Genomic DNA, 23,737 nt, shown 5'->3' on the forward strand with positions numbered 1-23,737 from the left:
GCATGTCTGTCGCTACCGCTGAACTCGTTGACTACGACGACGTCATCGCCGCCTATGAGCCCGTGATGGGCATGGAGGTGCACGTCGAGCTGTCAACAGCCACCAAGATGTTCTGCGGCTGCGCCAACCGGTTCGGTGCCGAGCCCAACACGCTCGTCTGCCCGGTGTGCCTCGGGTTGCCCGGTTCGCTGCCGGTGCTCAACGAGGCGGCGGTCGAGTCGGCGATCCGCATCGGCCTGGCGCTCAACTGCGACATCGCGCCGTGGGGCCGGTTCGCCCGGAAGAACTACTTCTACCCCGACCAGCCGAAGAACTACCAGATCTCGCAGTACGACGAGCCGATCGCCGTCAACGGCTATCTCGACGTGCCGCTCGACGATGGCACCACGTTCCGCGTCGAGATCGAGCGTGCGCACATGGAGGAGGACACCGGCAAGCTGACCCACCTGGGCAGCGACACCGGCCGCATCGCGGGCGCGACGACCTCCCTCGCTGATTTCAACCGTGCCGGCGTCCCGCTCGTCGAGATCGTCACCAGGACCATCGAGGGAACCGGGGCGCGCGCACCGGAGATCGCCCGTGCCTATGTCACGGCACTGCGAGACCTACTGCGCGGCTTGGGTGTATCGGATGTGCGGATGGACCAGGGGTCGATGCGGTGTGACTCGAACCTGTCCCTCAAGCCGGTCGGGGCTGCCGAGTTCGGCACCCGCACCGAGACCAAGAATGTGAACTCACTCAAGAGCGTCGAGGTGGCGGTCCGGTACGAAATGCGCCGTCAGGCGGCAGTTCTCAACTCCGGCGGCACGGTCACCCAGGAGACGCGGCATTTCCACGAGGACGGCTTTACATCGCCCGGTCGCAGCAAGGAGACCGCGGAGGACTACCGGTACTTTCCCGAGCCCGACCTTGAGCCTGTCGCCCCCGCCGCAGAGCTCATCGAACGCCTCCGCCAGACCATCCCTGAGCTTCCGTGGTTGTCGCGCAAGCGGATTCAGCAGGATTGGGGCATCTCCGACGAGGTGATGCGCGATCTGGTCAACTCCGGTGCGGTGGAACTGGTGGCCGCCACCGTCGAGCAAGGCGCCTCCAGTGAGGCTGCCCGCGCCTGGTGGGGCAACTTCCTGGTGCAGAAGGCCAACGAAACCGAAGTGTCCGTGTCCGACCTTCCGATCACGCCGACCCAGGTGGCCACCGTGGTCAAGCTCGTCGACGAGGGCAAGCTGTCCAACAAGCTGGCCCGCCAGGTCATTGAGGGAGTGCTGGCAGGCGAGGGCGAACCCGAGCAGGTGATGACCGACCGGGGTTTGGCGCTCATGCGCGACGACTCGGTGATCCAGGCTGCCATTGATAAAGCGCTCGAGGCTCAGCCCGATGTCGTGGAGAAGATCCGTGGCGGCAAGATCCAGGCCGCCGGGGCGATCGTCGGCGCGGTGATGAAGGCGACCAAGGGCTCGGCCGACGCGGCCCGGGTTCGCGAGTTGGTGCTGGCCGCCTGCGGTCAGAGCGGGTAAGCCCGCCCGTCAGCTCACCGTGCGGGCGAACATCGTCATCGCCGCAGTGGCATATTGCTCGAGCCGTTCGCGCGGATAGCTGTCCGGGTCGTGCACGGCCAGGCGGCCCAACATCTCGGCGAACGACAGCAAGGTGTGGCCGAGAAGCTCGGGATCCAATTCGGAAAACCGGGGATCCACCGCTATGCCCGCTTTTGCCATTTGCTCGACCTGCGTGAGGATCTCGTTGCGAGCGTTGCGGACCGCCGCGTGAAAGTCCCGCGGAGCGCTGTCGGGCACCGTGAGAATGAGCCGCCAGCGCGCGGGGTTCTCCAACACGCAGCGCAGGAAACCGGTGACGGTAGCGGTGTACGCATCTGCCGGTCCGGTTACCGACAGATTCTTGGGCAGGGTGGTCAGGACCTGGCTCAGTCCGAGCTGATGCTCGCGGACGAGCAACGCGGCCACCAACTCGGTGCGGGTCCGGAACGCGGTATAGAGGACGGGTTTGCCTACGCCGCCGGCCTCGGCGACTGCCTCCATCGTCAGCTCGTGCAGGGGGCAATCGTGGAGCACGGTCAAAGCTGCGTCCAGCAGTTGCTCGCGCCGTTTTTCACGCGGTAGCCGCGGTGCATATCTGCGGCGCTGGCGGTCAGGCACCCGGGTAATGGTACGTGATAGGCGAACCATTTCTAAGGGCGCATTATGCGCGTTGTATTCATGCCGACCGCTTGACGCCGGCCGCTCAGGTCAGGCTCAAAGAGTCGTTGTATGCCGAAATGTCTTGTGCCTCAGGTGTTATCGGCGTTGCTCCGTGGGAAGCCGCCGCCCTGCGGGAAGAGGGGGAAGACGACGTCGTCGAAGTTCTCGGCATCTCCGGCAGTCCGGTTCACCGTCGCCCCCCACACGTTGCCGTCTGGAGAGAGCTGCAGGGCCCACGCATGCCCGCGCACGTTCTCGCGGACCACCTCCGGGTCTCCGGTGACCGCGCCCGTATCGGGCGCCAGTCGCACTGCGACGGTCTTCTTGGGATTGACCAGATTCACCAACACTGTGCCCTCCAGTGCGGCGCAGCCGGCGACACCGGGCCGGTCCGGCCAGGTCCACACCGTGGACACCTTCGAGTCCTTGGTGATCCGCTGCAACCGGTCGGCGCTGGGAGTGCGGTCGGTGACGTAGAGCGAGCCGTCCGATGAATCGACGCACATGCCTCCGCCGGCACCCAAATCGCTCAGGGCCGTGGTGACCGGGGCCTGGTTGACCGTGGTGGGCTGCTCGATGCGCAACACCTTGCCGGCCAGAGATCCGGGATCGGCGGCCAGTGCCGGGTCGCCCGCATCGCCTGTCTGCACCAGCAGGGTGGTCTTGCTGGTGAACGTCAGCGACCCGGTATTGCCGGTAGCGCCCTTGGGGATGCCGGTCAGGATCGGCTTCGGTACGTCGCCGTCGGCGATCCGGATCACCCGGTTGTCGGTGGGTGTGCTGACGTAGGCGTACATCAGCCGGTCCTGGCCGTAGGTCGGCGACAAGACGATGTCCATCAGTCCGCCGTCGCCCGACGGATCCACCGGGATCATCACTTTGACCTTCGGTTCGGCCTTCACCGACACCTGCTTGACCGCACCGGTGAGCCGTTCGGCGACCAGCGCGGACTGGCTGTCAGGCAGCATGATCAATCCGCTGGTGCTGTCCAGGCAGCCCTGCATCACACCCGTTGCCTTGCATTCCTTGGGGAACGGCTTGGCCGGCAGCGGTGGCGGCGGCGGCGGTGTCGTCGTCGGCCCCGGTTCCATCTTGGGTGCAGTGGTGAAGGGCTCGGACTGGGCCGCGTCGAATCGGGCGCAGCCCGACCCGACAAGCATCGCGGCACACAGAACGGCGGCCACCCCCGTCATCCGCCGGCGCGATTTCATGCCCGCCAGATTACGGATCGCTCGGCAGTGCGCGCCACGTCGGGACCGCGCGTCGTACCGGTAGCAGCCCGATACCAGGCGGAAGCGCCGGGGTAAATGCTCGGATCGGACCGGACTTGCACTTACCCTGGCAGCTGTGACCAGCCACCCACAGGACCCACAAGCCTGGCAACGACCGGGTTACTCGGACGATTCCGCCAGGCCGGCCGGGGCCAGCCTGGTCGATCCCGAAGACGACCTGCCGTCGGAAAACTATGGCGGCGACTTCGAGACCACCGCGATTCCCCGCTACGACTCGAAAACCGGCGACCAATCGGCGTTCAGCCTGGTCGCTGACCCGGAGCCACTGCCGTACGTACAAACCGGCGGTCCCGCCCCGATGGGGCCCTTCTCGGCCGAACCGGCCGAGATCGAGCGCGACGAGTTCGTTGATGACCGTGTCCGGGCAGCCGGCCGGCGCGGCACCCAGGACCTCGGCCTGCTGATCCTGCGCGTAGCGCTCGGCGGACTGATGATCATCCACGGCTTGCAGAAGGCCTTCGGCTGGTGGGGTGGCCCAGGGCTGGACGGGTTCAACTCATCGCTGGACGAGATGGGCTTCAGGAACGCCGACATCCTGACCTACGCGGCCACCGGAGGGCAGATCGCCGCCGGCGTGCTGCTGGTCCTCGGGTTGTTCACCCCGATCGCGGCCGCCGGTGCGCTGGCCTACCTGATCAACGGGGTGCTGGCCACGGCCATGGCTGCCCACGAACAGGCCCGGCTCTCCGAAGTCATCACCGACGGCACCGAGTACCGACTGATCGTCGTCGTCGCCGCGGCCGCGATCATCCTGACCGGTCCAGGTCGCTACGGATTCGACGCCGGCCGCGGCTGGGCCCGACGTCCCTTCGTCGGATCCTTCGTGGCCCTGGTGCTCGGCGTGGCCGGCGGCATCGCCATCTGGGTACTGCTCAACGGCGGCAACCCACTCGGCTGAATCGGTGCTGAACGGCCACTGATCTCAGGCGTACGGATTCGGTACGCGGCCGCCGCTCACCTCGGTGAGCAACGGCAGTGTTGCGAACGTCACCGCAGGTAGGCGCAGGTCGGTCCCGTCGTTCACATCGGCAATCGCCCAGGATGACCGGTCGAAACGCAGTCCCTTGATATCGGTCCACGACACTGTGCGGCTGCGCGTCAGCGACCGCGCGGTGACGGTGTCGGTATCAGCGGTCGTGCGGTACCGGATGATTGCCGTCGACAGCGCGATGGGGATCACCAGTAGCACCGAGAACCAGGTCGGATTGCTCAGGACCAGCGTCAGCAGGCCCAGCGTCAGGAATCCGACTGCCAGGTGCGCCATGGGCGATATCCGGATGACGACAGGGGCGGTTGCCGATCGTGCGCTCACGTGTTCATCCTTGCACCACCCAGGGGACCGCCCCGCCGGCGTCACCGGGCGTCCGGTCCGTGCCGAACCAATTTGACCTTTAACCTGTACGGCAGCTACCGTCAGGTGCTATGCAGACCCCCGGATTGCTCGTAGTAATTGGTTGGCGCGTTGATGCCGCGCTGGCCCTCTGCCGGGCATAGCAACCGCATCGACGCGCCACCCTCGTACAGCTACCGGCTGGCGGGGGTTTTTTATTTGCCCGACAAGCGCGCCGGAACCATTGAAAAATTGAAATTTCCAAGTGGAATGTGACGCAGACCGTGAAGAGGACATCGTGAGCGCACCGACAACGCGACCGCCAGCCCGGTCGGGAACCGCGCCTGCCAACGGCGCAGCCAACGCCAAATCAGATTCGGGACAGCCCAAGCGAGTGGCACCCGAGCAGATCACCGGCGCCCAGGCGGTCGTCCGGTCGCTGGAAGAGCTCGGCGTCGACGTCGTCTTCGGCATCCCCGGTGGCGCCGTGCTGCCGGTCTACGACCCGCTGTTCGACTCGCAGAAGCTTCGGCACGTGCTGGTCCGGCATGAGCAGGGCGCCGGCCACGCCGCGAGCGGCTATGCGCATGCCACCGGCAAGGTCGGCGTGATGATGGCGACGTCCGGCCCCGGCGCGACCAACCTGATCACTCCGCTGGCCGACGCCCAGATGGACTCCATCCCTGTGGTGGCCATCACCGGGCAGGTGGGTCGCAGCCTGATCGGCACCGACGCCTTCCAGGAAGCCGACATCACCGGCATGACCATGCCGATCACCAAGCACAACTTCCTGGTGCGCAACGGCGACGACATCGCCCAGGTGATGGCCGAGGCCTTCCACATCGCCAGCTCGGGGCGCCCGGGCGCGGTGCTCGTCGATGTTCCCAAGGACATCCTGCAGGGCCAGTGCACCTTCTCCTGGCCCCCGCAGATGGACCTGCCCGGGTACAAGCCGAACACCAAGCCGCACAGCCGTCAGGTGCGTGAGGCCGCCAAGTTGATCGCCGCGGCGCACAAGCCGGTGCTCTACGTCGGTGGTGGGGTGATCCGTGGAGAGGCCAGTGCCGAACTGCTCGAGCTGGCCGAGCTGACCGGCATCCCGGTCGTCACCACACTCATGGCCCGCGGCGCTTTCCCGGACAGCCACCCGCAACACCTGGGTATGCCGGGCATGCACGGCACCGTGGCCGCGGTGGGTGCGTTGCAGAAGAGCGACCTGCTGATCGCCCTGGGCACGCGGTTCGACGACCGGGTCACCGGTCAGCTGTCCTCGTTCGCCCCTGAGGCGAAGGTGATCCATGCCGACATCGACCCCGCGGAGATCGGCAAGAACCGGCACGCCGACGTGCCCATCGTGGGTGACGTGAAAGCGGTCATCACCGATCTGATCGAGGTGCTGCGCCGTGACGGAACGACCAGTGCCGCACTGAAATTGGACAGCTGGTGGGAGTACCTGTCCGGCCTGAAGACGACCTTCCCGCTGAGCTACGGCCCGCAGAGCGACGGCAGCCTGAGTCCCGAGTACGTCATCGAGAAGCTCGGTCAGATCGCCGGACCCGAGGCGATCTATGTCGCCGGAGTGGGCCAGCACCAGATGTGGGCCGCGCAGTTCGTCAAGTACGAGAACCCCAAGACGTGGCTGAACTCGGGTGGACTGGGCACCATGGGCTACGCCGTGCCGGCGGCCATGGGCGCCAAGTTCGCCCGCCCCGAGGCCGAGGTGTGGGCCATCGACGGCGACGGCTGCTTCCAGATGACCAACCAGGAGCTGGCCACCTGTGCCATCGAGGGCGCGCCGATCAAGGTGGCATTGATCAACAACGGCAACCTGGGCATGGTGCGGCAGTGGCAGACGCTGTTCTACGAAAAGCGTTACAGCCAGACCGATCTGGCGACACACAGCCGCAGGATCCCGGACTTCGTCAAGCTGGCGGAGGCACTGGGTTGTGTGGGGCTGCGGTGCGAGCGGGCCGAGGACGTCGAAGATGTCATCAACCAGGCGCGGGCCATCAACGACCGCCCCGTGGTCATCGACTTCGTCGTCGGTGCCGACGCGCAGGTGTGGCCGATGGTCGCCGCCGGTACCAGCAACGACGAGATCATGGCGGCCCGCGACATCCGGCCGCTGTTCGACGAGAACGACAACGAGGGGCATGCCTGATGAGCAACACCACCCCCACCCACACGCTTTCGGTGCTGGTCGAGGACAAACCCGGCGTTCTCGCCCGGGTGGCCACGCTGTTCTCCCGCCGTGGCTACAACATCCAGTCCCTGGCTGTGGGTGCCACCGAACAGAAGCACATGTCCCGGATGACGATCGTGGTCAGTGTCGAGGAATCGCCGCTGGAACAGATCACCAAGCAGCTCAACAAGCTGATCAACGTGATCAAGATCGTCGAGCAGGAGGACGACAACTCGGTCTCCCGCGAGCTCGCGCTGATCAAGGTCCGCGCCGATGCATCCAACCGCGGCCAGGTCATCGAAGCGGTGAACCTGTTCCGCGCCAAGGTCGTTGATGTTTCGACCGAGTCCCTGACGGTCGAGGCGACGGGCACTTCGGAGAAGCTGGAGGCCCTGCTGCGGGTCCTCGAGCCCTACGGTATCCGTGAGATCGCACAGTCCGGGATGGTGTCGGTCTCGCGGGGACCCCGTGGTATCAGCGCAGTGAAGTAAGCACGTCAAGTAGCGTTAGTCGGCTGTAGAGCTAGAAAGAGAAGGAAAATTTCGCATGGCAGTTGAGATGTTTTACGACGCCGACGCGGACCTGTCGATCATCCAGGGTCGCAAGGTCGCCGTCATCGGCTACGGCAGCCAGGGGCACGCGCATTCGCTGTCGCTGCGCGATTCGGGCGTGCAGGTCAAGGTCGGCCTGAAAGAGGGCTCGAAGTCCCGCGTCAAGGTCGAGGAGCAGGGCCTCGAGGTCGACACCCCGGCCGAGGTCGCCAAGTGGGCCGACGTCATCATGGTGCTCGCGCCCGATACCGCGCAGGCCGAGATCTTCAAGAACGACATCGAGCCCAACCTGCAGGACGGCAACGCGCTGTTCTTCGGCCACGGCCTCAACATCCACTTCGGTCTGATCAAGGCCCCGGCCAACGTCACGGTCGGCATGGTCGCCCCCAAGGGCCCCGGCCACCTGGTGCGTCGCCAGTTCGTCGATGGCAAGGGTGTGCCCTGCCTGATCGCCGTCGACCAGGACCCCAAGGGCGAGGGTCAGGCCCTGGCGCTGTCCTATGCCGCCGCGATCGGTGGTGCCCGCGCCGGCGTCATCAAGACCACCTTCAAGGAAGAGACCGAGACCGACCTGTTCGGTGAGCAGGCCGTGCTGTGCGGCGGCACCGAAGAGCTGGTCAAGGCGGGCTTCGAGGTCATGGTCGAGGCCGGTTACGCGCCGGAGATGGCCTACTTCGAGGTGCTGCACGAGCTCAAGCTCATCGTCGACCTGATGTACGAGGGCGGCATCGCCCGCATGAACTACTCGGTGTCCGACACCGCGGAGTTCGGTGGCTACCTGTCGGGTCCGCGCGTCATCGACGCCGACACCAAGCAGCGCATGCGGGACATCCTGACCGACATCCAGGACGGCACCTTCGTCAAGCGTCTGGTCGCCAACGTCGAGGGCGGCAACAAGGAGCTCGAGGCGCTTCGCAAGGCGAACGCCGAGCACCCGATCGAGGTCACCGGCAAGCAGCTGCGCGACCTGATGAGCTGGGTCGACCGGCCGATCACCGAAACGGCCTGATTTTTCGCACCGACTGGCCAGTTATCGCACGCAAGCTACGAAAATGCGTGTGATAACTGGCCTTCGGCTTTTCTAAATGATCGTGTAGCCCATGGCGGCCAGCGTGCGGGCCACACTTCTGCCGTCGGCGCTGCCCGGAAGCTTCTCGGTGCTGTCGATCTGCAGGCCTTCACTGAGCACGCCGTAGAGCTCGGTCGACACCGGGTCGTCGGGCTCGGGCGGCTCGATCCGGCCGTCGGGATAGATGCACTGCGCGCGCATGGCCCACAGCTGCTGGGAAGCGGCGACGACGTTGTAGCCGTGCAACGGGGGGCTCACGTGATAGAGGTCCATGTCGCCCACCGCGAACAACTTCATGATCGGATCAGTGTGGGGGACCGAACCCACCAGCCGCGCGATGCCACTTTTCACCGCTCAAATCTAAGTGCCGGCCCAGGGGAGCGGCGGCACCAAATCGTCTGTCCGCGGTCAGTGCGGGACAGCGACCTGCGGCGGGGTGGTGAACGGCGGGGTGGCCTTCGGGATTTCGGGCGTCGTCGGCGGAGTGGTCGGGGTTGCGGTGTCACCGGCCGGTCCTTTTGGCTCACCCGTTATCGTCTCGCCGATCGTCATCTGCGGGATCGTTACGTCTTCTTCGATGTTCGGTACAGGTGTCCCCGAGCCGCATGACACGACCACCGCCGATACGACGGTCGCACCGCAGGCGGCGGCCACTTGCTGTAGGTATCGAGTCGTCATCTCGTTTCCTCCTCGCTACGAACCCAGGCGCGCAGCCACACTGACCACCCGACGGGCCAGGTGATCCAGAGCGTCGTTGGTGGCGTCGTCGAATTCGCCGATGTTGTCGTGATTGGCGATCAGGCTCGCGCCGTACGGATTGCCGTCGACGAACTTGAGCGGGTCGGTGTACCCGGGTGGCACGATGATCCCGCCCCAGTGCATGAGCGTGACGTAAAGCGTCAGGAGCGTGGTCTCCTGACCACCGTGCGCGGTGTTGGTTGAGGTGAACCCGGCATAGACCTTGTCGGCGAGCTTGCCCTGCGACCACAGGCCGCCGAGCGAGTCCAGAAAGCCGCGCAATTGCGAAGCGACGGAACCGAATCGGGTGGGGGATCCGAAGATCACCGCATCCGCCCACACGATGTCGTCGCCGGTGGCGGTCGGTTGATCTTTGGTGGCTTCATAATTGGCGGTCCACGCCGGATTGTGGGCGAACGATTCGGGATCGGCGGTCTCGGCGACGGGGCGCAGTCGGACCTCGGCCCCCGCCGACTCGGCGGCGGCAGTGACACGTTGGGCCATGGTGGTGCCGTGGCCTGTCGCCGAGTAGTAGATGACGGCGACCTTGGGTGCAGGGTTGGTCATGGCGCCAGCTTAGGTAGATCCGTGATGCCGAACTCGCGTTTCAGTACGGTGCGGGCTGCATAGAACCCGGCCATCCCGTGCACGCCACCGCCGGGCGGGGTGGCCGACGAGCAGAGGTAGGCCTTCGGAATCGGCGTGGTCCAGGGATCGAACCGGGGCGTGGGGCCCAGCAGCGCACTGGCCATGTTGTTGCCGCCGACGCCGATATCGCCGCCCACCAGATTGGCGTTGTGCTCGTCCATCCGCGACGCGGGCACGCTGCGGACCGCGACCACCAGATCCCTGAAACCCGGGGCGAACCGCTCGAAGATCTCCGTCACCGTCTCGGCCAGGTCCAGGGTGGAGTTGTTGGGTACGTGGACGTAGGTCCACAACGGGCGGCGGCCGGCGTCATCGATGCGGGAGGGATCGGCGACATGGGGGAGTGCGGCCAGCACCATGGGCCACTCCGCGTGGCGGCCCGCGGCGATCTCGGACTCGGCGAACGCCATCTGTGCCCGGCTGCCGCCCAGATGCAGCGTCGGGGCCTGGGCCAGACGTTGGTCACGCCAAGGGATCTCGCCACTCAGCACGAAATCGACCTTCGCCACGCCGGGGCCATAGGTGTAGCGGCTCAACGCACGGGCGTAGCGAGGCGGCAGGGCCTTGCCGTAGATCGACAGCAGAGCGGTCGGTGCGGTGTCGTAGATGACCACGCCGGACGGTGGCTCGGTGACCTCGTGTCCGAGGACCAGGTCGCCGCCGTGCGCAGTGAGATCGGCGATCAATGCGTCGGGGATGGCCTGTGATCCACCGATCGGAATGGGCCATCCGACCGCATGCCCAAGAGTGGCCAGCATCAGCCCGGCGCCGCCTGAGACCAGCGATGGCATAGTTGAAATCGTATGTGCGGCAACCCCACTGAACAGTGCGCGGGCGTCCTCCCCCTTGAGTGACCGCCACAACGGGGTGCCTTGGGCCAGGAGCCGGGGTGCGACGCGCGCGGCCGCGCCCAACGACGGGGGTAGCGACCGCTTGTCGCCGAGGATGAGACCGACCACGTCATCACAGTCAGCCGCCAGCGGACCGAGCAGCCGTCGCCACGAGTCTCCAGAGTCCAACTCGGCGCACGTGCGGGCGATGTCGCGGTAACCGATCGCCGCCGGGCGGTGCTGTAGCGGGCTGGCGTAGGAGATTTCGGGGACGGCCAGTTGCACCCCACGGGCGGTCAGGTCGTAGGCGGCGAAGAACGGCGAGGCCAACGCCAGCGGGTGGACCGCCGAACAGATGTCATGGCTGACGCCGGGAAAATCCGGGTCGGGCAGCGTGCGCGCGCCGCCACCCGGGGTCGACTGGGCTTCGATGACGCGTACGGCCAGCCCGGCCCGCGCCAAGATGACTGCGGCAGACAGGCCGTTGGGGCCGCTGCCGACAATTGTGACGTCCACGCCCATCAGTACACCGCACGCGGTTCGGCTGTGGTAGGGCCCACACATTAGGCTGTCCGCGTGAGTCTCCCCGTTGTTTTGATTGCCGACAAGCTCGCGGAATCGACCGTCGCCGCCCTCGGCGACCAGGTAGAGGTCAGGTGGGTCGACGGTCCGGACCGCGAGAAGCTGCTCGCTGCCGTACCCGAAGCCGACGCGCTTCTGGTGCGTTCCGCCACCACGGTGGACGCCGAGGTCATCGCCGCGGCACCCAAACTCAAGATCGTCGCCCGCGCCGGCGTCGGCCTGGACAACGTCGACGTCGACGCAGCGACGGCCCGCGGGGTGCTCGTGGTCAACGCGCCGACCTCCAACATCCACAGCGCCGCTGAGCACGCTCTGGCCCTGCTGCTTTCCACGGCCCGCCAGATCCCCGCAGCCGACGCGACCCTGCGCGAACACACGTGGAAGCGGTCGTCATTCTCGGGTGTCGAGATCTTCGACAAGACCGTCGGCGTCGTCGGCCTGGGCCGCATCGGGCAGCTGGTCGCCCAGCGCCTGGCCGCCTTCGGGGCGCACATCGTGGCGTACGACCCCTACGTCTCGCAGGCCCGCGCCGCTCAACTCGGCATTGAGTTGCTGCCGCTCGACGAGCTGCTCGGCCGCGCCGACTTCATCTCGGTGCACCTGCCCAAGACCAAGGAGACCGCCGGCCTGCTGGGCAAGGAGAACCTGGCCAAGACCAAGCCGGGCGTCATCATCGTCAACGCCGCCCGCGGTGGCCTGATCGACGAGCAGGCCCTGGCCGATGCGATCAACAGCGGCCATGTGCGGGCCGCCGGCCTGGACGTCTTCTCCACCGAACCGTGCACCGACAGCCCGCTGTTCGAGCTGCCCCAGGTGGTCGTGACCCCGCACCTGGGAGCCTCGACCGCTGAGGCGCAGGACCGGGCCGGTACCGATGTGGCCGCCAGCGTGAAGCTGGCGTTGGCGGGCGAATTCGTGCCGGACGCGGTCAACGTGGGCGGCGGGGCCGTCGGCGAGGAAGTGGCGCCCTGGCTGGACCTGGTACGCAAACTGGGCCTGCTGGCCGGTGCCCTGTCCGATGCGGCTCCGGTGTCGCTGACCGTCCAGGCGCGCGGCGAGCTGGCTTCCGAGGACGTCGAGATCCTGAAGCTGTCAGCGCTGCGCGGATTGTTCTCCGCGGTGGTCGACGAGCAGGTGACGTTCGTCAACGCGCCGACGCTGGCCGCCGACCGTGGCGTGGCCTCCGAGATCAGCACCGCCACCGAGAGCCCCAACCACCGCAGCGTGGTCGACGTCCGCGTCGTACACGCCGACGGCAGCTCGCTGAATGTGGCCGGCACTCTGTCCGGGCCGCAGCTGGTCGAAAAGATCGTCCAGATCAACGGACGCAACTTCGACCTTCGCGCCGAGGGTTACAACCTCGTCGTCAACTACAACGATCAGCCGGGCGCCCTGGGCAAGATCGGCACCCTGCTGGGTGGGGCCAACGTCAACATCCTGGCTGCGCAGCTGAGCCAGGACGTCGACGGTGACAGCGCCATCGTGATGCTGCGTCTGGACACCGATGTGCCCGAGGATGTGCGCTCCGCAATCTCTGCCGCGGTTGACGCCACGACGCTGGAAGTGGTGGACCTGTCATGAAACTCGCTGTAATCGCCGGTGACGGCATCGGCCCGGAGGTCATCGCCGAGGCACTGAAGGTGCTCGACGCGGTCCTGCCCGGCGTGGACCGGACGGAATACGACCTGGGTGCGCGTCGGTACCACGCGACGGGGGAGACCCTGCCGGAGGGATTCGTCGAGGAGCTCAAGGGCTACGACGCGATCCTGTTGGGCGCCATCGGCGATCCTTCTGTACCGAGTGGTGTGCTCGAACGTGGGCTGCTGCTCAACATGCGGTTCGCGTTGGACCACCACGTGAACCTGCGGCCGTCGAAGTTGTTCGGCGGGGTTTCCAGCCCGCTTGCCGGCAACCCGGAGATCGACTTCGTGGTGGTGCGTGAGGGCACCGAAGGTCCCTACACCGGCACCGGTGGCGCGATCCGGGTGGGCACCCCGCATGAGGTCGCCACCGAGGTGTCCACCAACACCCGGTTCGGTGTGGAGCGAGTGGTGCGTTATGCGTTCGAGAAAGCCCGCGCACGGCGTAAACACCTCACCCTGGTGCACAAGAACAACGTGCTGGCGTTTGCCGGCTCGCTGTGGAAGCGCACCGTCGACGAGATCGGTGCGGACTACCCGGATGTCGAAACTGCTTACCAGCACATCGATGCCGCCACCATCCACATGGTCACCGACCCCGGCCGGTTCGACGTGATCGTCACCGACAACCTGTTCGGCGACATCATCACCGACCTGGCCGCCGCGGTCTCCGGCGGAATCGGCCTGGCCGCCTCGGGCAATATCGATGCGACGGGCACCAACCCGTCGATGTTCGAGCCCGTGCACGGAAGCGCACCCGACATCGCCGGGCAGGGGATCGCCGATCCGACCGCCGCGGTGATGAGCGTGGCGCTGCTGCTGACCCATATCGGCGAAACCGACGCGGCGGCGCGGGTCGACAAGGCCGTCAGCGAGCACCTGGCCACCCGTGGCGATGCGAAGCTCTCGACCAGCGAGGTCGGCGAGCGGATCCTTTCGCTGCTGTAGTTCTTTGCCGTCGACTCTGCGCTGAGGGCGTGCATCTCTCGCACTTTTGCGCCCTCACCGCAGAGTCGACGAACTGCTAGTCGCTTGCCCAGCACAGGGCCGCGATGAGTCTGCCGACGCCCACGGGTCTGTATGGGCATGGGACTCATCGAGATCGAAATGTTCGCAACCCTGGACCTCGTCGCGCAGGCGCCGGGTGGCCCTGACGAGGATCCCGAGGGGTTCTCGTTCGGCGGCTGGCAGGCCCCGCTGATCGACGATGTTTCCGGCGCACAGGTCGGCACCGCGTACGAGGGCACCGATGCACTCCTGCTCGGCCGGCGGACGTACGACATCTTCGCCGCGCACTGGCCGCAGCAGGACGACGAATTCGGGACGCTTTTCAACAGCATCCCGAAATACGTGGCCTCCCGCGGCAAGCCGGATCTCTCGTGGTCCGGCTCCACACAGCTCGGCCCGGATCTGGCCGCTGCAGTGCGCGAGATCCGCGACAAGCACGAGCATGTGAAGGTCGTCGGAAGCCTGAACCTGGTGCAGACGCTGCTGCGCGAGAAGCTCTTCGACCGACTCGACCTCTGGATACATCCGATCATGCTGGGCGCCGGGAAGAAGGTGTTCGACGGAGGCGCGGTGCCCACGAACATCACCATGCTGGAACCGCCGGTCGCCAGTCCCAACGGCATCGTGTACCTGCGTTACGGGCTGGCCGAAGGCACCCCGGGGACGGGGGATATGAGCGAAGTGCAGTAGACCGCCTGGTCCGGTTCGCGCAGGCGCCGCGAGCTTATGGCTCGGCGTTCACAGGATCAGCTGGGATGAGGGGGACCGCCAACAACGGCAACAACGCACACACCGCGAAAGCCGCCGGGAAGCCCGCCACCCCGATCAGCGCACCGAACAACGGCGCCGAGCTGGCGGTGGCCAGGTGCTGGCTGGTGTTCTGGGTACCCAGTGCGCGTCCGCTCCAGAACGGGCCGGCGATCTCGGCGATCGCCGTGAATGCCAAACCGTTGTCGGACACCGTGATCACCGAGGCGATCACGATCAGGGCGACACTGATCGGGGAGCCCAGCCAATCGGTGAGCGCCAGCAGGCCCATCGTCGCCGCGGCCGCCAACGCGATGGTGCGAATCGGGCGCAGCCGCTGCCCGACCACATCGGACCAGCGGCCCGCGGCGATCCGGCCTGCCGCGCCCAGCAATTGAGCGACTGTCACCAGCGTGCCGGCCGACGCCGCAGACCAGCCCCGATCGCTCATCAGCCACACCAGAGTGAACGTCCAGACCAGGCCCTGGGGCACCACCAGCAGTACCGAGACGGCGTGGATGCGCCACAACACGTTTGAGCCGCGGTACGGGTTGGCCAGGTGCTCGGCCGGCGCCTCGTGCCGGGGCGGGCGTGGCGGATCCAGTACGCCCACAGCGCAGATCACCGACGCCAGCACGCAAACGATCGCCGGGAACAACAATGCGGTTGCCACACCGTGGGATTCGGCGAGGCGCGGAATGACCAACGCTCCCAGTCCAACTCCCAGAGGTGTTGCCGTCTGGCGGATTCCCATGGCCAGGCCCCGCTGTTCGGGGGGGAACCAACCCACCACGACCCGTCCGCTTGCCGAATTACTGCTGGCCGCAGCCATTCCGCCCAACAGCAGAAACACCCCGACCATCACCAGGGAATGTGCAGCGGCCGCGCCGAACGCCGCAGCCGCGGTCAGTGCCGAGCCCACCGTCAACACGATCCGCTCGCCCACCCGGTCGACGACGTAGCCCCACGCGATCAGGGTGACCACGAGCCCGAAGCTCGGCATCGACGACAGCAGACCCGCTTTGGCCAGATCCAGACCGCGCTCGGCGTGCAGGGTCGGAATGAGGAACGCCGCGCCGTTGATGAACACGTTGGCGCAGGTGGTGGCACTCAGTGCAATCGCCAACATCGACCACCGGCGGAACGTGCTGATCGACGAAACAGACATGGGTGCATCGTTTCATGCTGTCTCAAAATATTGAACTTGCGTCTCATTATATGAGACTCGCTAAACCTGCAATACGCTGTGGCGGTGAAGATGTGGTTTGCGGCTACCGCCCTGTTGACGTGTGGACTTCTGACAGCGCCGACCGCGGTGGCGGCGGTCCCGGACTGGTCGGGCCTGGATGTCCGCCACTACGACGCTCCGATTCCCGCGCCCGGCAGCCTGATCGAGACGGTCCCACTGGATCAGGCGTTGTCCGTGCCGGGTGCGGAGAGCGCCTACCGCATCCTCTATTCAACTGTCGATCAACATGATTCACCGGCAGTCAGCACCGCGGCGGTGTTCATTCCGCACGGCCAGGCGCCCGAGGGTGGCTGGCCGACGATCGCGTGGGCACACGGCACCGTGGGACTCGGCGACGATTGCGCTCCCTCGGCACAACCGCGCAGTGCCCGGGACGATGAATATCTGACGCACTGGCTCGGCCAGGGCTATGCCGTTGTCGGCTCGGACTATGCCGGGTTGGGCACTCCCGGCCTGATGAGTTACCTCAACAGCGTCGCCACCGCGCACAGCGTCGTCGATTCGGTGATCGCCATGCACCACATGGATCTGCCGTTGTCGAACAAGTGGGCCATCGTGGGCCAGTCGCAGGGCGGCGGGGCTGCGATCAACAGCGCCCGCCGGGCCACCGAATTCAGCCGAGGCGCCGGTCTGGACTACCGCGGCGTGGTGGCGACCGGGACACCCTTCAATGTCGAGGGCGTCGTCCAGCAGGCCGGGCCGGACATGGTTCTGCCGCCGAACGCCGGGCCCGCGGTCAACAGCTACACCGGGTACATCCTTGCCGGGTTGCGGGAGGCTCGGCCTGATCTCGACATTGACAGCGTGCTCACCCCGGCTGGGCTCGACGCGGTCGCCAGGGCGGAGATGCTGTGCAAGCCGCAACTCGACCAGCATCTCACCGGTATGACGCCGACCGCGTACTTCCGCGCGCCGCTGGCCACGCTGCCCGGGCTGACCGAAGCGCTCGACACCTACCTGGGCACGCCGACCAGTGGCTACGACCGGCCGATCTTCCTCGGCGTCGGGCTGCTGGACCGCGATGTCCCGCCCAACATGTCGCAACAGCTTGCCGACCAGCTACGCGCCAACGGGCAGGACGTCACACTCAAGGTCTATCCCGACGAGGATCACTCCGGGACTGTGATGGCCTCGGTTCCGGATTCGACACCGTTCCTCGCCGCGGTGTTCGACGGGCGTTGACGAAGTCCGACTGGAGGCGTTGCGGCCGACGCCGAGCACTACCCTGGTCAAAATGCACTTAGGTCGAATCGCCAGTCCCGACGGCGTCGCTTTCGTCAGTGTCGAAGGCGACGGTGCCGATGCCGTCTGCAAAGAGATCGCCGAGCATCCGTTCGGCAACCCGAACTTCACCGGACGGAGCTGGCCGCTGGCCGACGTCCGGCTGCTCGCACCCATCCTGGCCAGCAAGGTCATCTGTATGGGGAAGAACTATGAGGCCCACGCCCAGGAGATGGGTGGGGTGGCTCCGGAGGATCCGGTGATCTTCCTCAAACCCAACACCGCGATCGTCGGGCCAGGCGTGCCGATTCAGCTGCCGGCCGACGCCCATCCCGTTCACCACGAGGGTGAGCTGGCGATCGTCATCGGGCGGCCCTGCAAGGACGTGCCCGCCGCGCGCGCTGCCGAGAACATCCTGGGCTACACCATTGCCAACGACATCTCGGCGCGCGACCAGCAGGCCAAGGACGGCCAGTGGATGCGGGCCAAGGGGCACGACACCTTCTGCCCCGTGGGCCCGTGGATCGTCAAGGACCTCGATCCGTCCGATCTGGAGATCCGCACCGAGGTGAACGGGAAAGTGCGCCAACGCAGCCGAACCTCGCTGATGATCCACGACATCGGTGCCATCGTCGAGTGGGTCTCGGCCGTGATGACGCTGCTGCCGGGCGACCTGATCCTGACCGGAACGCCAGAGGGAGTCGGTCCGATCGAAGACGGGGACACCGTCAGTGTCACCGTCGAAGGCATCGGCACTCTCACCAATCCCGTTGTACGCAAGCAGAAGTAGAGGTAAGTGATGACATCTCCCTCTGATCCGGTCAGGGTGCGGTTCTGCCCGTCGCCGACCGGCACCCCGCACGTCGGGTTGGTGCGCACGGCTCTGTTCAACTGGGCCTACGCCCGGCATACCGGCGGGACGTTCGTGTTCCGTATCGAGGACACCGACGCTGCTCGCGACAGCGACGAGAGCTACGCCGCGATCCTCGACGCACTGCGGTGGCTGGGCCTGGACTGGGATGAGGGCCCCGACGCCGGCGGCCCGTACGAGCCGTACCGACAGTCGCAGCGCAGCGAGATCTACCGTGACGTGATCGCCCGTCTGCTCGATGCCGGCGAGGTCTACGAGGCGTACTCGACGCCAGAGGAGGTCGAGGCGCGCCATCTGGCGGCCGGGCGCAATCCCAAACTCGGGTACGACAATTACGACCGCGACCTCACCGACGAGCAGCGCAAGGCCTTTGCCGACGAGGGCCGCAAGCCCGTCCTGCGCTTGCGCATGCCCGACGAGGACCTCGGCTGGACCGATCTGGTGCGCGGGCCGGTGAGTTTTCCGGCGGGGTCGGTGCCGGATTTCGCGATCACTCGTGCCAACGGAGATCCGTTGTACACCTTGGTCAACCCGGTCGACGACGCGCTGATGAAGATCACCCACGTGCTCCGTGGCGAGGACATCATGCCCTCGACGCCGCGCCAGATCGCGCTCTACCAGGCCCTGATGCGGATCGGTGTGGCCGAGCAGGTGCCTCAGTTCGCCCATTTGCCAAGTGTTCTCGGTGAGGGCAACAAGAAGCTGTCCAAGCGCGATCCGCAGTCGAACCTGTTCCTGCACCGCGACCGAGGCTTCCTGCCGGAGGGCCTGCTGAACTATCTGGCGCTGCTTGGCTGGGGGATCGCCGACGATCACGACGTGTTCAGCCTCGACGAGATGGTGGCCGCATTCGATGTGGCCGACGTCAACTCCAACCCGGCGCGGTTCGACCAGAAGAAGGCCGACGCGATCAACGCCGAGCACATCCGGCAGCTGACGCCCGAAGATTTCACCGCACGGCTGCGCGCATATCTCGACGCCCACGGTCACGACACCGGTTTGGACGACACCGCATTCGCCGAAGCGGCCGCACTGATCCAGACCCGCATCGTCGTACTCGGCGATGCGTGGGGCCTCCTGAAGTTCTTGGACGACGGCTCCTACGAGATCGACGAGAAGTCCGCCGCCAAAGAACTCCGCGAGGAAGCCGCACCGGTCCTGGACGCCGCGCTGAGCGCCTTGGAGGGGGTCTCTGAGTGGAACACCGCCAACATCGAGGCTGCGCTCAAGGCGGCGCTCCTGGAGGGCCTGGAGCTGAAGCCCCGTAAGGCGTTCGGACCGATCCGCGTCGCTGTCACCGGTGCGACGATCAGCCCGCCGCTGTTCGAGTCGATGGAACTGCTGGGCGCCGACCGCAGCCTTCAGCGGTTGCGGGCCGCCCGGGGCAGGGTGTGAAAAACCGTCCGAGATCTTTGGTAGTCTGCTCGTCGGCCCGAAAAGCAAAACGGGGAAGCCCCCGCTGAGCCGATCGGATCGAAATTGCCTGTGACCTGCGGTGATGGGCAATTAATGGGGTATGGTGTAATTGGCAACACAGCGGTTTCTGGTACCGCCATTCTAGGTTCGAGTCCTGGTACCCCAGCCAACTAGCGGATTAGGTCAGTGAGATCGCCTGAGCTATGCTGACCATCCGGAAGTTCTAGCCCCCGTCGTCTAGCGGCCTAGGACGCCGCCCTCTCACGGCGGTAGCGTGGGTTCGAATCCCATCGGGGGTACAACAAGTAAGAGCACCCAGTTCTCACGAACTGGGTGCTTTTGCGTTGTGCGGGCTTGGTGTCCGCAACCGCTTTGTCACGCCAGAGTGGCTCCGGGTGTCGAACATCACGCTGGAGTAGCGTCGGCCCCCGACGGCCGCGCCGTCGTGACAAAGCTCGGCCCGGCCACGCCGAGGCGTCACGAGAATATTGAGATTCGCCTCACAGTCGGCGGGTCAGCGCGTCGGCTGCGGCGAGAAGATCGGCAGCCCAGCGGGCCCCCGGCCGACGGCCCATGCGGTCGATCGGTCCGGACACCGACACCGCGGCGATCACCGCGCCCCGGCCGTCGCGGACGGGCGCCGAGACGCTGGCCACTCCGGGCTCACGCTCGGCGGCGCTCTGTGCCCAGCCACGCTTGCGGACCTCGGCCAGCGTGCGGTCGGTGAACTTGGCCGCCGGCAGCACGGACTGTTGGGTGGCCGGGTCGGCGTAGGCGAGTAGAACTTTGGCTCCCGAGCCGGCGGTCATCGGTAGGTGGGTGCCCACCGGCACGGTGTCGCGAAGCCCGGCCGGGGGCTCCAATGCCACTACGCAGACGCGCGATTGCCCCTCGCGCCGGTACAGCTGCACGCTCTCGCCCGTTATTTCGCGGAGGCGAGGCAGTACCGCGGCCCCGGCCGCCAGGAGCGGATCGTTGACGTGGGAGGCCAATTCGGTCAGTGCCGGGCCGAGTCGCCAGCGTCCGTCGCCGTCACGGGTCAGCAGCCGGTGGGTTTCGAGCCCGGCGGCCAGCCGGTGCGCGGTCGCCCGCGGCAGCCCGGTCCGTTCGCAGAGTTCGGCCAGCCCGCAAGGTGACTCGGCCACGGTGTGCAGCACACCCACGGCTTTGTCGAGAACGCCGATGCCGCTATCATTTCTCACAGAGAGATACTAGCGTCTCGCATTGTGAGATGACAGGCGAGATGGCGACAGTAACTCCCAGCCCTGGCGGACTCTTGATGCAAGCCCGCGTTGCCGTTAATCGAATCGAGAAGTAGCGATGGACCAATCGACACAGATATCAGTGAAGCCGCGCACCCTGGCCGAAAAGGTTTGGGACGACCACGTCGTGGCGCGCGGTCAGGGAGAGGGCGCGGCCCAAGAGCCCGACCTGATCTACATCGACCTGCATCTTGTCCACGAGGTCACCAGCCCGCAGGCATTCGACGGCCTGCGATTGGCGGGCCGGCCGGTGCGACGTCCCGACCTGACGATCGCCACCGAGGACCACAACGTGCCCACGGTCGACATCGACAAGCCGATCGCGGACCCGGTTTCGCGCACCCAGGTCGAGACATTGCGGCGCAACTGCGAGGAATTCGGCATCCGGCTGCATTCGATGGGGGATGCCGAACAGGGCATCGTGCACATCATCGGACCGCAGCTGGGGCTGACGCAGCCGGGCATGACCGTCGTGTGTGGGGACAGCCACACCTCGACCCACGGTGCGTTCGGCGCCATCGCCATGGGCATCGGCACCTCCGAGGTCGAGCACGTGATGGCCACGCAGACACTGGCGCTCAAGCCGTTCAAGACCATGGCGGTCAACGTGGACGGCGTACTGCCGCCCGGGGTGAGCGCCAAGGACATCATCCTGGCCGTGATCGCCAAGATCGGCACCGGCGGCGGCCAGGGGCACGTCATCGAATACCGGGGCAGTGCCATCGAGGCGCTGTCCATGGAAGGCCGGATGACGATCTGCAACATGAGCATCGAGGCCGGGGCCCGGGCCGGCATGGTCGCCCCTGACGAGACCACCTTCGAATTCCTCAAGGGCCGCCCGAACGCGCCCCAGGGGGCCGACTGGGACGCTGCTCTGGCCGCATGGAGCCAGTTGCGTACCGACGAGGGTGCCGAATTCGACACCGAGGTCTACTTGGATGCCGCCACGTTGAGCCCGTTCGTGACGTGGGGAACCAACCCGGGCCAGGGCGTTCCGCTGTCCGCGTCGGTTCCCGATCCGGAGTTGATCGGCGACGACGGAGAGCGTCAGTCGGCGGAGAAGGCTTTGGCCTACATGGATCTTCGGCCCGGGATGGCCATGCGCGATATCGCCGTGGACACCGTCTTCGTCGGGTCCTGCACCAACGGCCGGATCGAGGATCTGCGAGTGGTCGCCGACGTGCTGCGCGATCGCAAGGTCGCCGACGGAGTGCGGATGCTGGTGGTACCGGGTTCGATGCGGGTCCGGGCCCAGGCCGAATCGGAAGGTCTCGACGGGATATTCACTGCCGCGGGCGCGGAATGGCGTCAGGCGGGCTGCTCGATGTGTCTGGGCATGAACCCTGATCAACTGTCCCCTGGCCAGCGCTGCGCCTCGACTTCAAACCGGAATTTCGAAGGCCGACAGGGTAAGGGGGGCCGTACGCACCTCGTCTCGCCGGCTGTCGCCGCAGCCACCGCCGTACGCGGAAAGCTGGCGTCCCCTGCCGATCTGCCCGCCGCGACCCGCTAAGAAAACCAGAAGGAGAAGCCTGATGGAGGCTTTTAGCACTCATACCGGTATCGGCGTCCCGCTGCGGCGGTCCAATGTCGACACCGACCAGATCATCCCCGCGGTCTATTTGAAGCGGGTAACCCGAACAGGTTTCGAAGACGGATTATTCGCCGCCTGGCGCACAGACCCGTCATTCATTCTGAATCTCCCGCCATTCGACAAAGGCTCGGTGTTGGTCGCGGGACCAGATTTCGGCACCGGATCGTCACGCGAACATGCCGTCTGGGCGCTCATGGACTATGGCTTCCGGGTGGTTATCTCATCCCGATTCGCCGATATTTTCCGCGGCAACGCCGGTAAGGCCGGGCTATTGGCCGCCGAAGTCGCCCAAGACGATGTCGAGCTCTTATGGAAGCTCATCGAGCAGAATCCGGGCCTGGAAATCACTGTGAATCTTCAAGATCGAAATGTCGTCGCCGGAACGGTTGTGTTGCCGTTCAGAATTGACGACTACACGGCCTGGCGGCTGCTCGAGGGACTCGACGATATAGGCCTTACGCTGCGGAAACTCTCTTCGATCGAGGATTACGAGAAGCGCCGTCCGACCTGGAAGCCGCATACTCTGCCGGCCTGATCGGGGGCCCTGTACGGGCGCTTCGGCGCCCGAAATCGCCGCCTGCCAAACCGGTTCTGGACCCGACCGAGCGGAGTCCAAGTGGGGCAAGCGGATTGCCGGATTGTTCGCTAGCTACGCCTGAAATTGCGCGTGGCTCTTGGAAATCAGTGGTCACAGGGTTTACCGTGTCCTCTAGTCGGTCCAAGGAGGACCACTGGTTTCGGAGGTTTTGGATGAACAAAGCGGAGCTCATCGACGTACTCACAACCAAACTGGGCACCGATCGTCGGCAGGCTACCGCCGCGGTGGAGAACGTTGTGGACACCATCGTCCGCGCGGTGCACAAGGGCGAAAGCGTCACGATCACCGGCTTCGGTGTTTTCGAGCAGCGCCGTCGCGCTGCCCGTGTGGCACGTAACCCGCGCACCGGCGAGACGGTGAAGGTCAAGCCCACCTCGGTGCCGGCATTCCGTCCGGGCGCTCAGTTCAAGGCGGTTGTCGCTGGGGCGCAGCGCCTCCCGGCTGACGGTCCGGCCGTCAAGCGCGGCGTCACCGCGGGCCCGGCCAAGCGGACCGCCGCAAAGAAGACCGTCGCCAAGAAGGCGCCGGCCAAGAAGGCGGCTGTCAAGAAGGCGGCTCCGGCCAAGAAGGCCGCGACCAAGGCGCCCGCCAAGAAGGCGGCTGTCAAGAAGGCTCCCGCCAAGAAGGCGGCGACCAAGGCTCCGGCCAAGAAGGCCGCGACCAAGGCGCCCGCCAAGAAGGCGGCTGTCAAGAAGGCTCCCGCCAAGAAGGCGG

The 23,737-nt window shown here is 66.2% G+C and carries 23 protein-coding genes and 2 tRNA genes; 16 read left to right on the forward strand and 9 right to left on the reverse strand.

Translation table 11 applies throughout. The annotated features are described in order from the left end of the window. Positions 1–2: 2 nt before the first annotated feature. Positions 3–1,514 (forward strand): Asp-tRNA(Asn)/Glu-tRNA(Gln) amidotransferase subunit GatB, encoded by a 1,512-nt coding sequence (gene gatB, locus ACZY08_RS14230; protein WP_463744242.1) that lies wholly within the window; start codon positions 3–5, stop codon positions 1,512–1,514. Between the two features lie 9 nt (positions 1,515–1,523). On the opposite strand, the gene ACZY08_RS14235 is transcribed toward gatB, so the two are convergent. Beyond that, entirely contained in the window at positions 1,524–2,183 is a 660-nt protein-coding gene (locus ACZY08_RS14235) for a TetR/AcrR family transcriptional regulator (RefSeq protein ID WP_463744241.1), read from the reverse strand. A 101-nt stretch (positions 2,184–2,284) separates the two neighbouring features. After that, positions 2,285–3,406 carry a PQQ-dependent sugar dehydrogenase gene (locus tag ACZY08_RS14240; protein WP_463744240.1) on the reverse strand — a complete coding sequence of 374 codons (1,122 nt, stop codon included), beginning with the start codon at positions 3,404–3,406 and terminating at the stop codon, positions 2,285–2,287. Positions 3,407–3,542: 136 nt separating this feature from the next. On the opposite strand from ACZY08_RS14240, the gene ACZY08_RS14245 reads away from it, so the two are divergent. Further along, positions 3,543–4,385: a DoxX family protein gene (locus ACZY08_RS14245; protein WP_463744239.1), complete on the forward strand. Its 843-nt coding sequence runs from the start codon at positions 3,543–3,545 to the stop codon at positions 4,383–4,385. 24 nt (positions 4,386–4,409) lie between these two features. Here ACZY08_RS14245 and ACZY08_RS14250 read toward each other — a convergent pair whose 3' ends face one another. Continuing rightward, positions 4,410–4,751 carry a PH domain-containing protein gene (locus ACZY08_RS14250; RefSeq protein WP_463745247.1) on the reverse strand — a complete coding sequence of 114 codons (342 nt, stop codon included), beginning with the start codon at positions 4,749–4,751 and terminating at the stop codon, positions 4,410–4,412. A 364-nt stretch (positions 4,752–5,115) separates the two neighbouring features. On the opposite strand from ACZY08_RS14250, the gene ACZY08_RS14255 reads away from it, so the two are divergent. The 3 genes from ACZY08_RS14255 to ilvC all read left to right on the forward strand — a co-directional run bounded on the left by ACZY08_RS14255 (position 5,116) and on the right by ilvC (position 8,559). Beyond that, positions 5,116–6,978, forward strand: coding sequence for an acetolactate synthase large subunit (locus ACZY08_RS14255; RefSeq protein ID WP_463744238.1), 1,863 nt, complete (start codon positions 5,116–5,118; stop codon positions 6,976–6,978). Continuing rightward, a complete protein-coding gene (gene ilvN, locus ACZY08_RS14260) occupies positions 6,978–7,490 on the forward strand; it encodes an acetolactate synthase small subunit (protein WP_463744237.1) in 513 nt (170 codons plus the stop codon). The genes ACZY08_RS14255 and ilvN overlap by 1 nt, the downstream gene beginning before the upstream one ends. Positions 7,491–7,557: 67 nt before the next feature. Continuing rightward, the gene (gene ilvC, locus ACZY08_RS14265) at positions 7,558–8,559 is read left to right on the forward strand and encodes a ketol-acid reductoisomerase (RefSeq protein ID WP_463745246.1); all 1,002 of its coding nucleotides are present in this window, start codon (positions 7,558–7,560) and stop codon (positions 8,557–8,559) included. 72 nt (positions 8,560–8,631) lie between these two features. On the opposite strand, the gene ACZY08_RS14270 is transcribed toward ilvC, so the two are convergent. From ACZY08_RS14270 to ACZY08_RS14285, 4 genes are read right to left on the reverse strand one after another with little or no spacing between them, the layout of a single operon-like run. Then, positions 8,632–8,970: a hypothetical protein gene (locus ACZY08_RS14270; protein WP_463744236.1), complete on the reverse strand. Its 339-nt coding sequence runs from the start codon at positions 8,968–8,970 to the stop codon at positions 8,632–8,634. A gap of 57 nt (positions 8,971–9,027) precedes the next feature. Continuing rightward, positions 9,028–9,297 (reverse strand): hypothetical protein, encoded by a 270-nt coding sequence (locus ACZY08_RS14275; RefSeq protein WP_463744235.1) that lies wholly within the window; start codon positions 9,295–9,297, stop codon positions 9,028–9,030. A 15-nt stretch (positions 9,298–9,312) separates the two neighbouring features. After that, positions 9,313–9,924 carry an NAD(P)H:quinone oxidoreductase gene (gene wrbA, locus ACZY08_RS14280; RefSeq protein ID WP_463744234.1) on the reverse strand — a complete coding sequence of 204 codons (612 nt, stop codon included), beginning with the start codon at positions 9,922–9,924 and terminating at the stop codon, positions 9,313–9,315. Further along, a complete protein-coding gene (locus ACZY08_RS14285) occupies positions 9,921–11,351 on the reverse strand; it encodes a phytoene desaturase family protein (protein WP_463744233.1) in 1,431 nt (476 codons plus the stop codon). The genes wrbA and ACZY08_RS14285 overlap by 4 nt, the downstream gene beginning before the upstream one ends. A gap of 60 nt (positions 11,352–11,411) precedes the next feature. Between ACZY08_RS14285 and serA the strand changes: the two genes are divergently transcribed. The 3 genes from serA to ACZY08_RS14300 all read left to right on the forward strand — a co-directional run bounded on the left by serA (position 11,412) and on the right by ACZY08_RS14300 (position 14,755). Next, on the forward strand, positions 11,412–12,998 hold the full coding sequence (gene serA / locus ACZY08_RS14290) for a phosphoglycerate dehydrogenase (RefSeq protein ID WP_463744232.1): 1,587 nt from the start codon (positions 11,412–11,414) through the stop codon (positions 12,996–12,998). Beyond that, entirely contained in the window at positions 12,995–14,005 is a 1,011-nt protein-coding gene (locus ACZY08_RS14295) for a 3-isopropylmalate dehydrogenase (protein WP_463744231.1), read from the forward strand. Before serA ends, ACZY08_RS14295 begins: the two co-directional genes overlap by 4 nt. 138 nt (positions 14,006–14,143) lie before the next feature. Beyond that, on the forward strand, positions 14,144–14,755 hold the full coding sequence (locus ACZY08_RS14300) for a dihydrofolate reductase family protein (RefSeq protein ID WP_463744230.1): 612 nt from the start codon (positions 14,144–14,146) through the stop codon (positions 14,753–14,755). A gap of 34 nt (positions 14,756–14,789) precedes the next feature. Here ACZY08_RS14300 and ACZY08_RS14305 read toward each other — a convergent pair whose 3' ends face one another. Further along, positions 14,790–15,980, reverse strand: coding sequence for an MFS transporter (locus tag ACZY08_RS14305; RefSeq protein WP_463744229.1), 1,191 nt, complete (start codon positions 15,978–15,980; stop codon positions 14,790–14,792). Positions 15,981–16,070: 90 nt separating this feature from the next. Here ACZY08_RS14305 and ACZY08_RS14310 point away from each other — a divergent pair, with 90 nt between their 5' ends. From ACZY08_RS14310 to ACZY08_RS14330, 5 genes are all read left to right on the forward strand, one after another. Further along, on the forward strand, positions 16,071–17,243 hold the full coding sequence (locus tag ACZY08_RS14310) for an alpha/beta hydrolase family protein (protein WP_463745245.1): 1,173 nt from the start codon (positions 16,071–16,073) through the stop codon (positions 17,241–17,243). 52 nt (positions 17,244–17,295) lie between these two features. Then, positions 17,296–18,072 carry a fumarylacetoacetate hydrolase family protein gene (locus ACZY08_RS14315; RefSeq protein WP_463744228.1) on the forward strand — a complete coding sequence of 259 codons (777 nt, stop codon included), beginning with the start codon at positions 17,296–17,298 and terminating at the stop codon, positions 18,070–18,072. A gap of 9 nt (positions 18,073–18,081) precedes the next feature. Then, positions 18,082–19,548, forward strand: coding sequence for a glutamate--tRNA ligase (gene gltX, locus ACZY08_RS14320; RefSeq protein WP_463744227.1), 1,467 nt, complete (start codon positions 18,082–18,084; stop codon positions 19,546–19,548). A gap of 115 nt (positions 19,549–19,663) precedes the next feature. Beyond that, a tRNA-Gln gene (locus ACZY08_RS14325) sits at positions 19,664–19,738 on the forward strand. 57 nt (positions 19,739–19,795) lie between these two features. Continuing rightward, positions 19,796–19,868: transfer RNA gene (locus ACZY08_RS14330), tRNA-Glu, on the forward strand. Positions 19,869–20,069: 201 nt separating this feature from the next. Here the strand turns inward: ACZY08_RS14330 and ACZY08_RS14335 are convergent. Continuing rightward, positions 20,070–20,771: an IclR family transcriptional regulator gene (locus tag ACZY08_RS14335; protein ID WP_463744226.1), complete on the reverse strand. Its 702-nt coding sequence runs from the start codon at positions 20,769–20,771 to the stop codon at positions 20,070–20,072. 118 nt (positions 20,772–20,889) lie between these two features. Here ACZY08_RS14335 and leuC point away from each other — a divergent pair, with 118 nt between their 5' ends. From leuC to ACZY08_RS14350, 3 genes are all read left to right on the forward strand, one after another. Then, on the forward strand, positions 20,890–22,344 hold the full coding sequence (leuC, locus tag ACZY08_RS14340) for a 3-isopropylmalate dehydratase large subunit (RefSeq protein WP_463744225.1): 1,455 nt from the start codon (positions 20,890–20,892) through the stop codon (positions 22,342–22,344). Positions 22,345–22,366: 22 nt separating this feature from the next. Next, positions 22,367–22,960 carry a 3-isopropylmalate dehydratase small subunit gene (leuD, locus tag ACZY08_RS14345; protein WP_463744224.1) on the forward strand — a complete coding sequence of 198 codons (594 nt, stop codon included), beginning with the start codon at positions 22,367–22,369 and terminating at the stop codon, positions 22,958–22,960. A 215-nt stretch (positions 22,961–23,175) separates the two neighbouring features. Then, a partial coding sequence (locus tag ACZY08_RS14350) for an HU family DNA-binding protein (RefSeq protein WP_463781811.1) occupies positions 23,176–23,737 on the forward strand: 562 nt, incomplete at its 3' end.

The organism is Mycobacterium sp. IDUB_9, assembly GCF_055419505.1.

Coding starts and splice junctions, on each gene's coding strand:
- wrbA (WP_463744234.1), bottom strand. CDS start 9,924: ATGACCAACCCTGCACCCAAGGTCGCCGTCATCTACTACTCGGCGACA.
- ACZY08_RS14235 (WP_463744241.1), bottom strand. CDS start 2,183: ATGGTTCGCCTATCACGTACCATTACCCGGGTGCCTGACCGCCAGCGC.
- ilvC (WP_463745246.1), top strand. CDS start 7,558: ATGTTTTACGACGCCGACGCGGACCTGTCGATCATCCAGGGTCGCAAG.
- ACZY08_RS14310 (WP_463745245.1), top strand. CDS start 16,071: ATGTGGTTTGCGGCTACCGCCCTGTTGACGTGTGGACTTCTGACAGCG.
- leuD (WP_463744224.1), top strand. CDS start 22,367: ATGGAGGCTTTTAGCACTCATACCGGTATCGGCGTCCCGCTGCGGCGG.
- ACZY08_RS14275 (WP_463744235.1), bottom strand. CDS start 9,297: ATGACGACTCGATACCTACAGCAAGTGGCCGCCGCCTGCGGTGCGACC.
- ACZY08_RS14250 (WP_463745247.1), bottom strand. CDS start 4,751: ATGGCGCACCTGGCAGTCGGATTCCTGACGCTGGGCCTGCTGACGCTG.
- ACZY08_RS14315 (WP_463744228.1), top strand. CDS start 17,296: ATGCACTTAGGTCGAATCGCCAGTCCCGACGGCGTCGCTTTCGTCAGT.
- ACZY08_RS14240 (WP_463744240.1), bottom strand. CDS start 3,406: ATGAAATCGCGCCGGCGGATGACGGGGGTGGCCGCCGTTCTGTGTGCC.
- gltX (WP_463744227.1), top strand. CDS start 18,082: ATGACATCTCCCTCTGATCCGGTCAGGGTGCGGTTCTGCCCGTCGCCG.
- ACZY08_RS14305 (WP_463744229.1), bottom strand. CDS start 15,980: ATGTCTGTTTCGTCGATCAGCACGTTCCGCCGGTGGTCGATGTTGGCG.
- ilvN (WP_463744237.1), top strand. CDS start 6,978: ATGAGCAACACCACCCCCACCCACACGCTTTCGGTGCTGGTCGAGGAC.
- ACZY08_RS14300 (WP_463744230.1), top strand. CDS start 14,144: ATGGGACTCATCGAGATCGAAATGTTCGCAACCCTGGACCTCGTCGCG.
- gatB (WP_463744242.1), top strand. CDS start 3: ATGTCTGTCGCTACCGCTGAACTCGTTGACTACGACGACGTCATCGCC.
- ACZY08_RS14295 (WP_463744231.1), top strand. CDS start 12,995: ATGAAACTCGCTGTAATCGCCGGTGACGGCATCGGCCCGGAGGTCATC.
- leuC (WP_463744225.1), top strand. CDS start 20,890: ATGGACCAATCGACACAGATATCAGTGAAGCCGCGCACCCTGGCCGAA.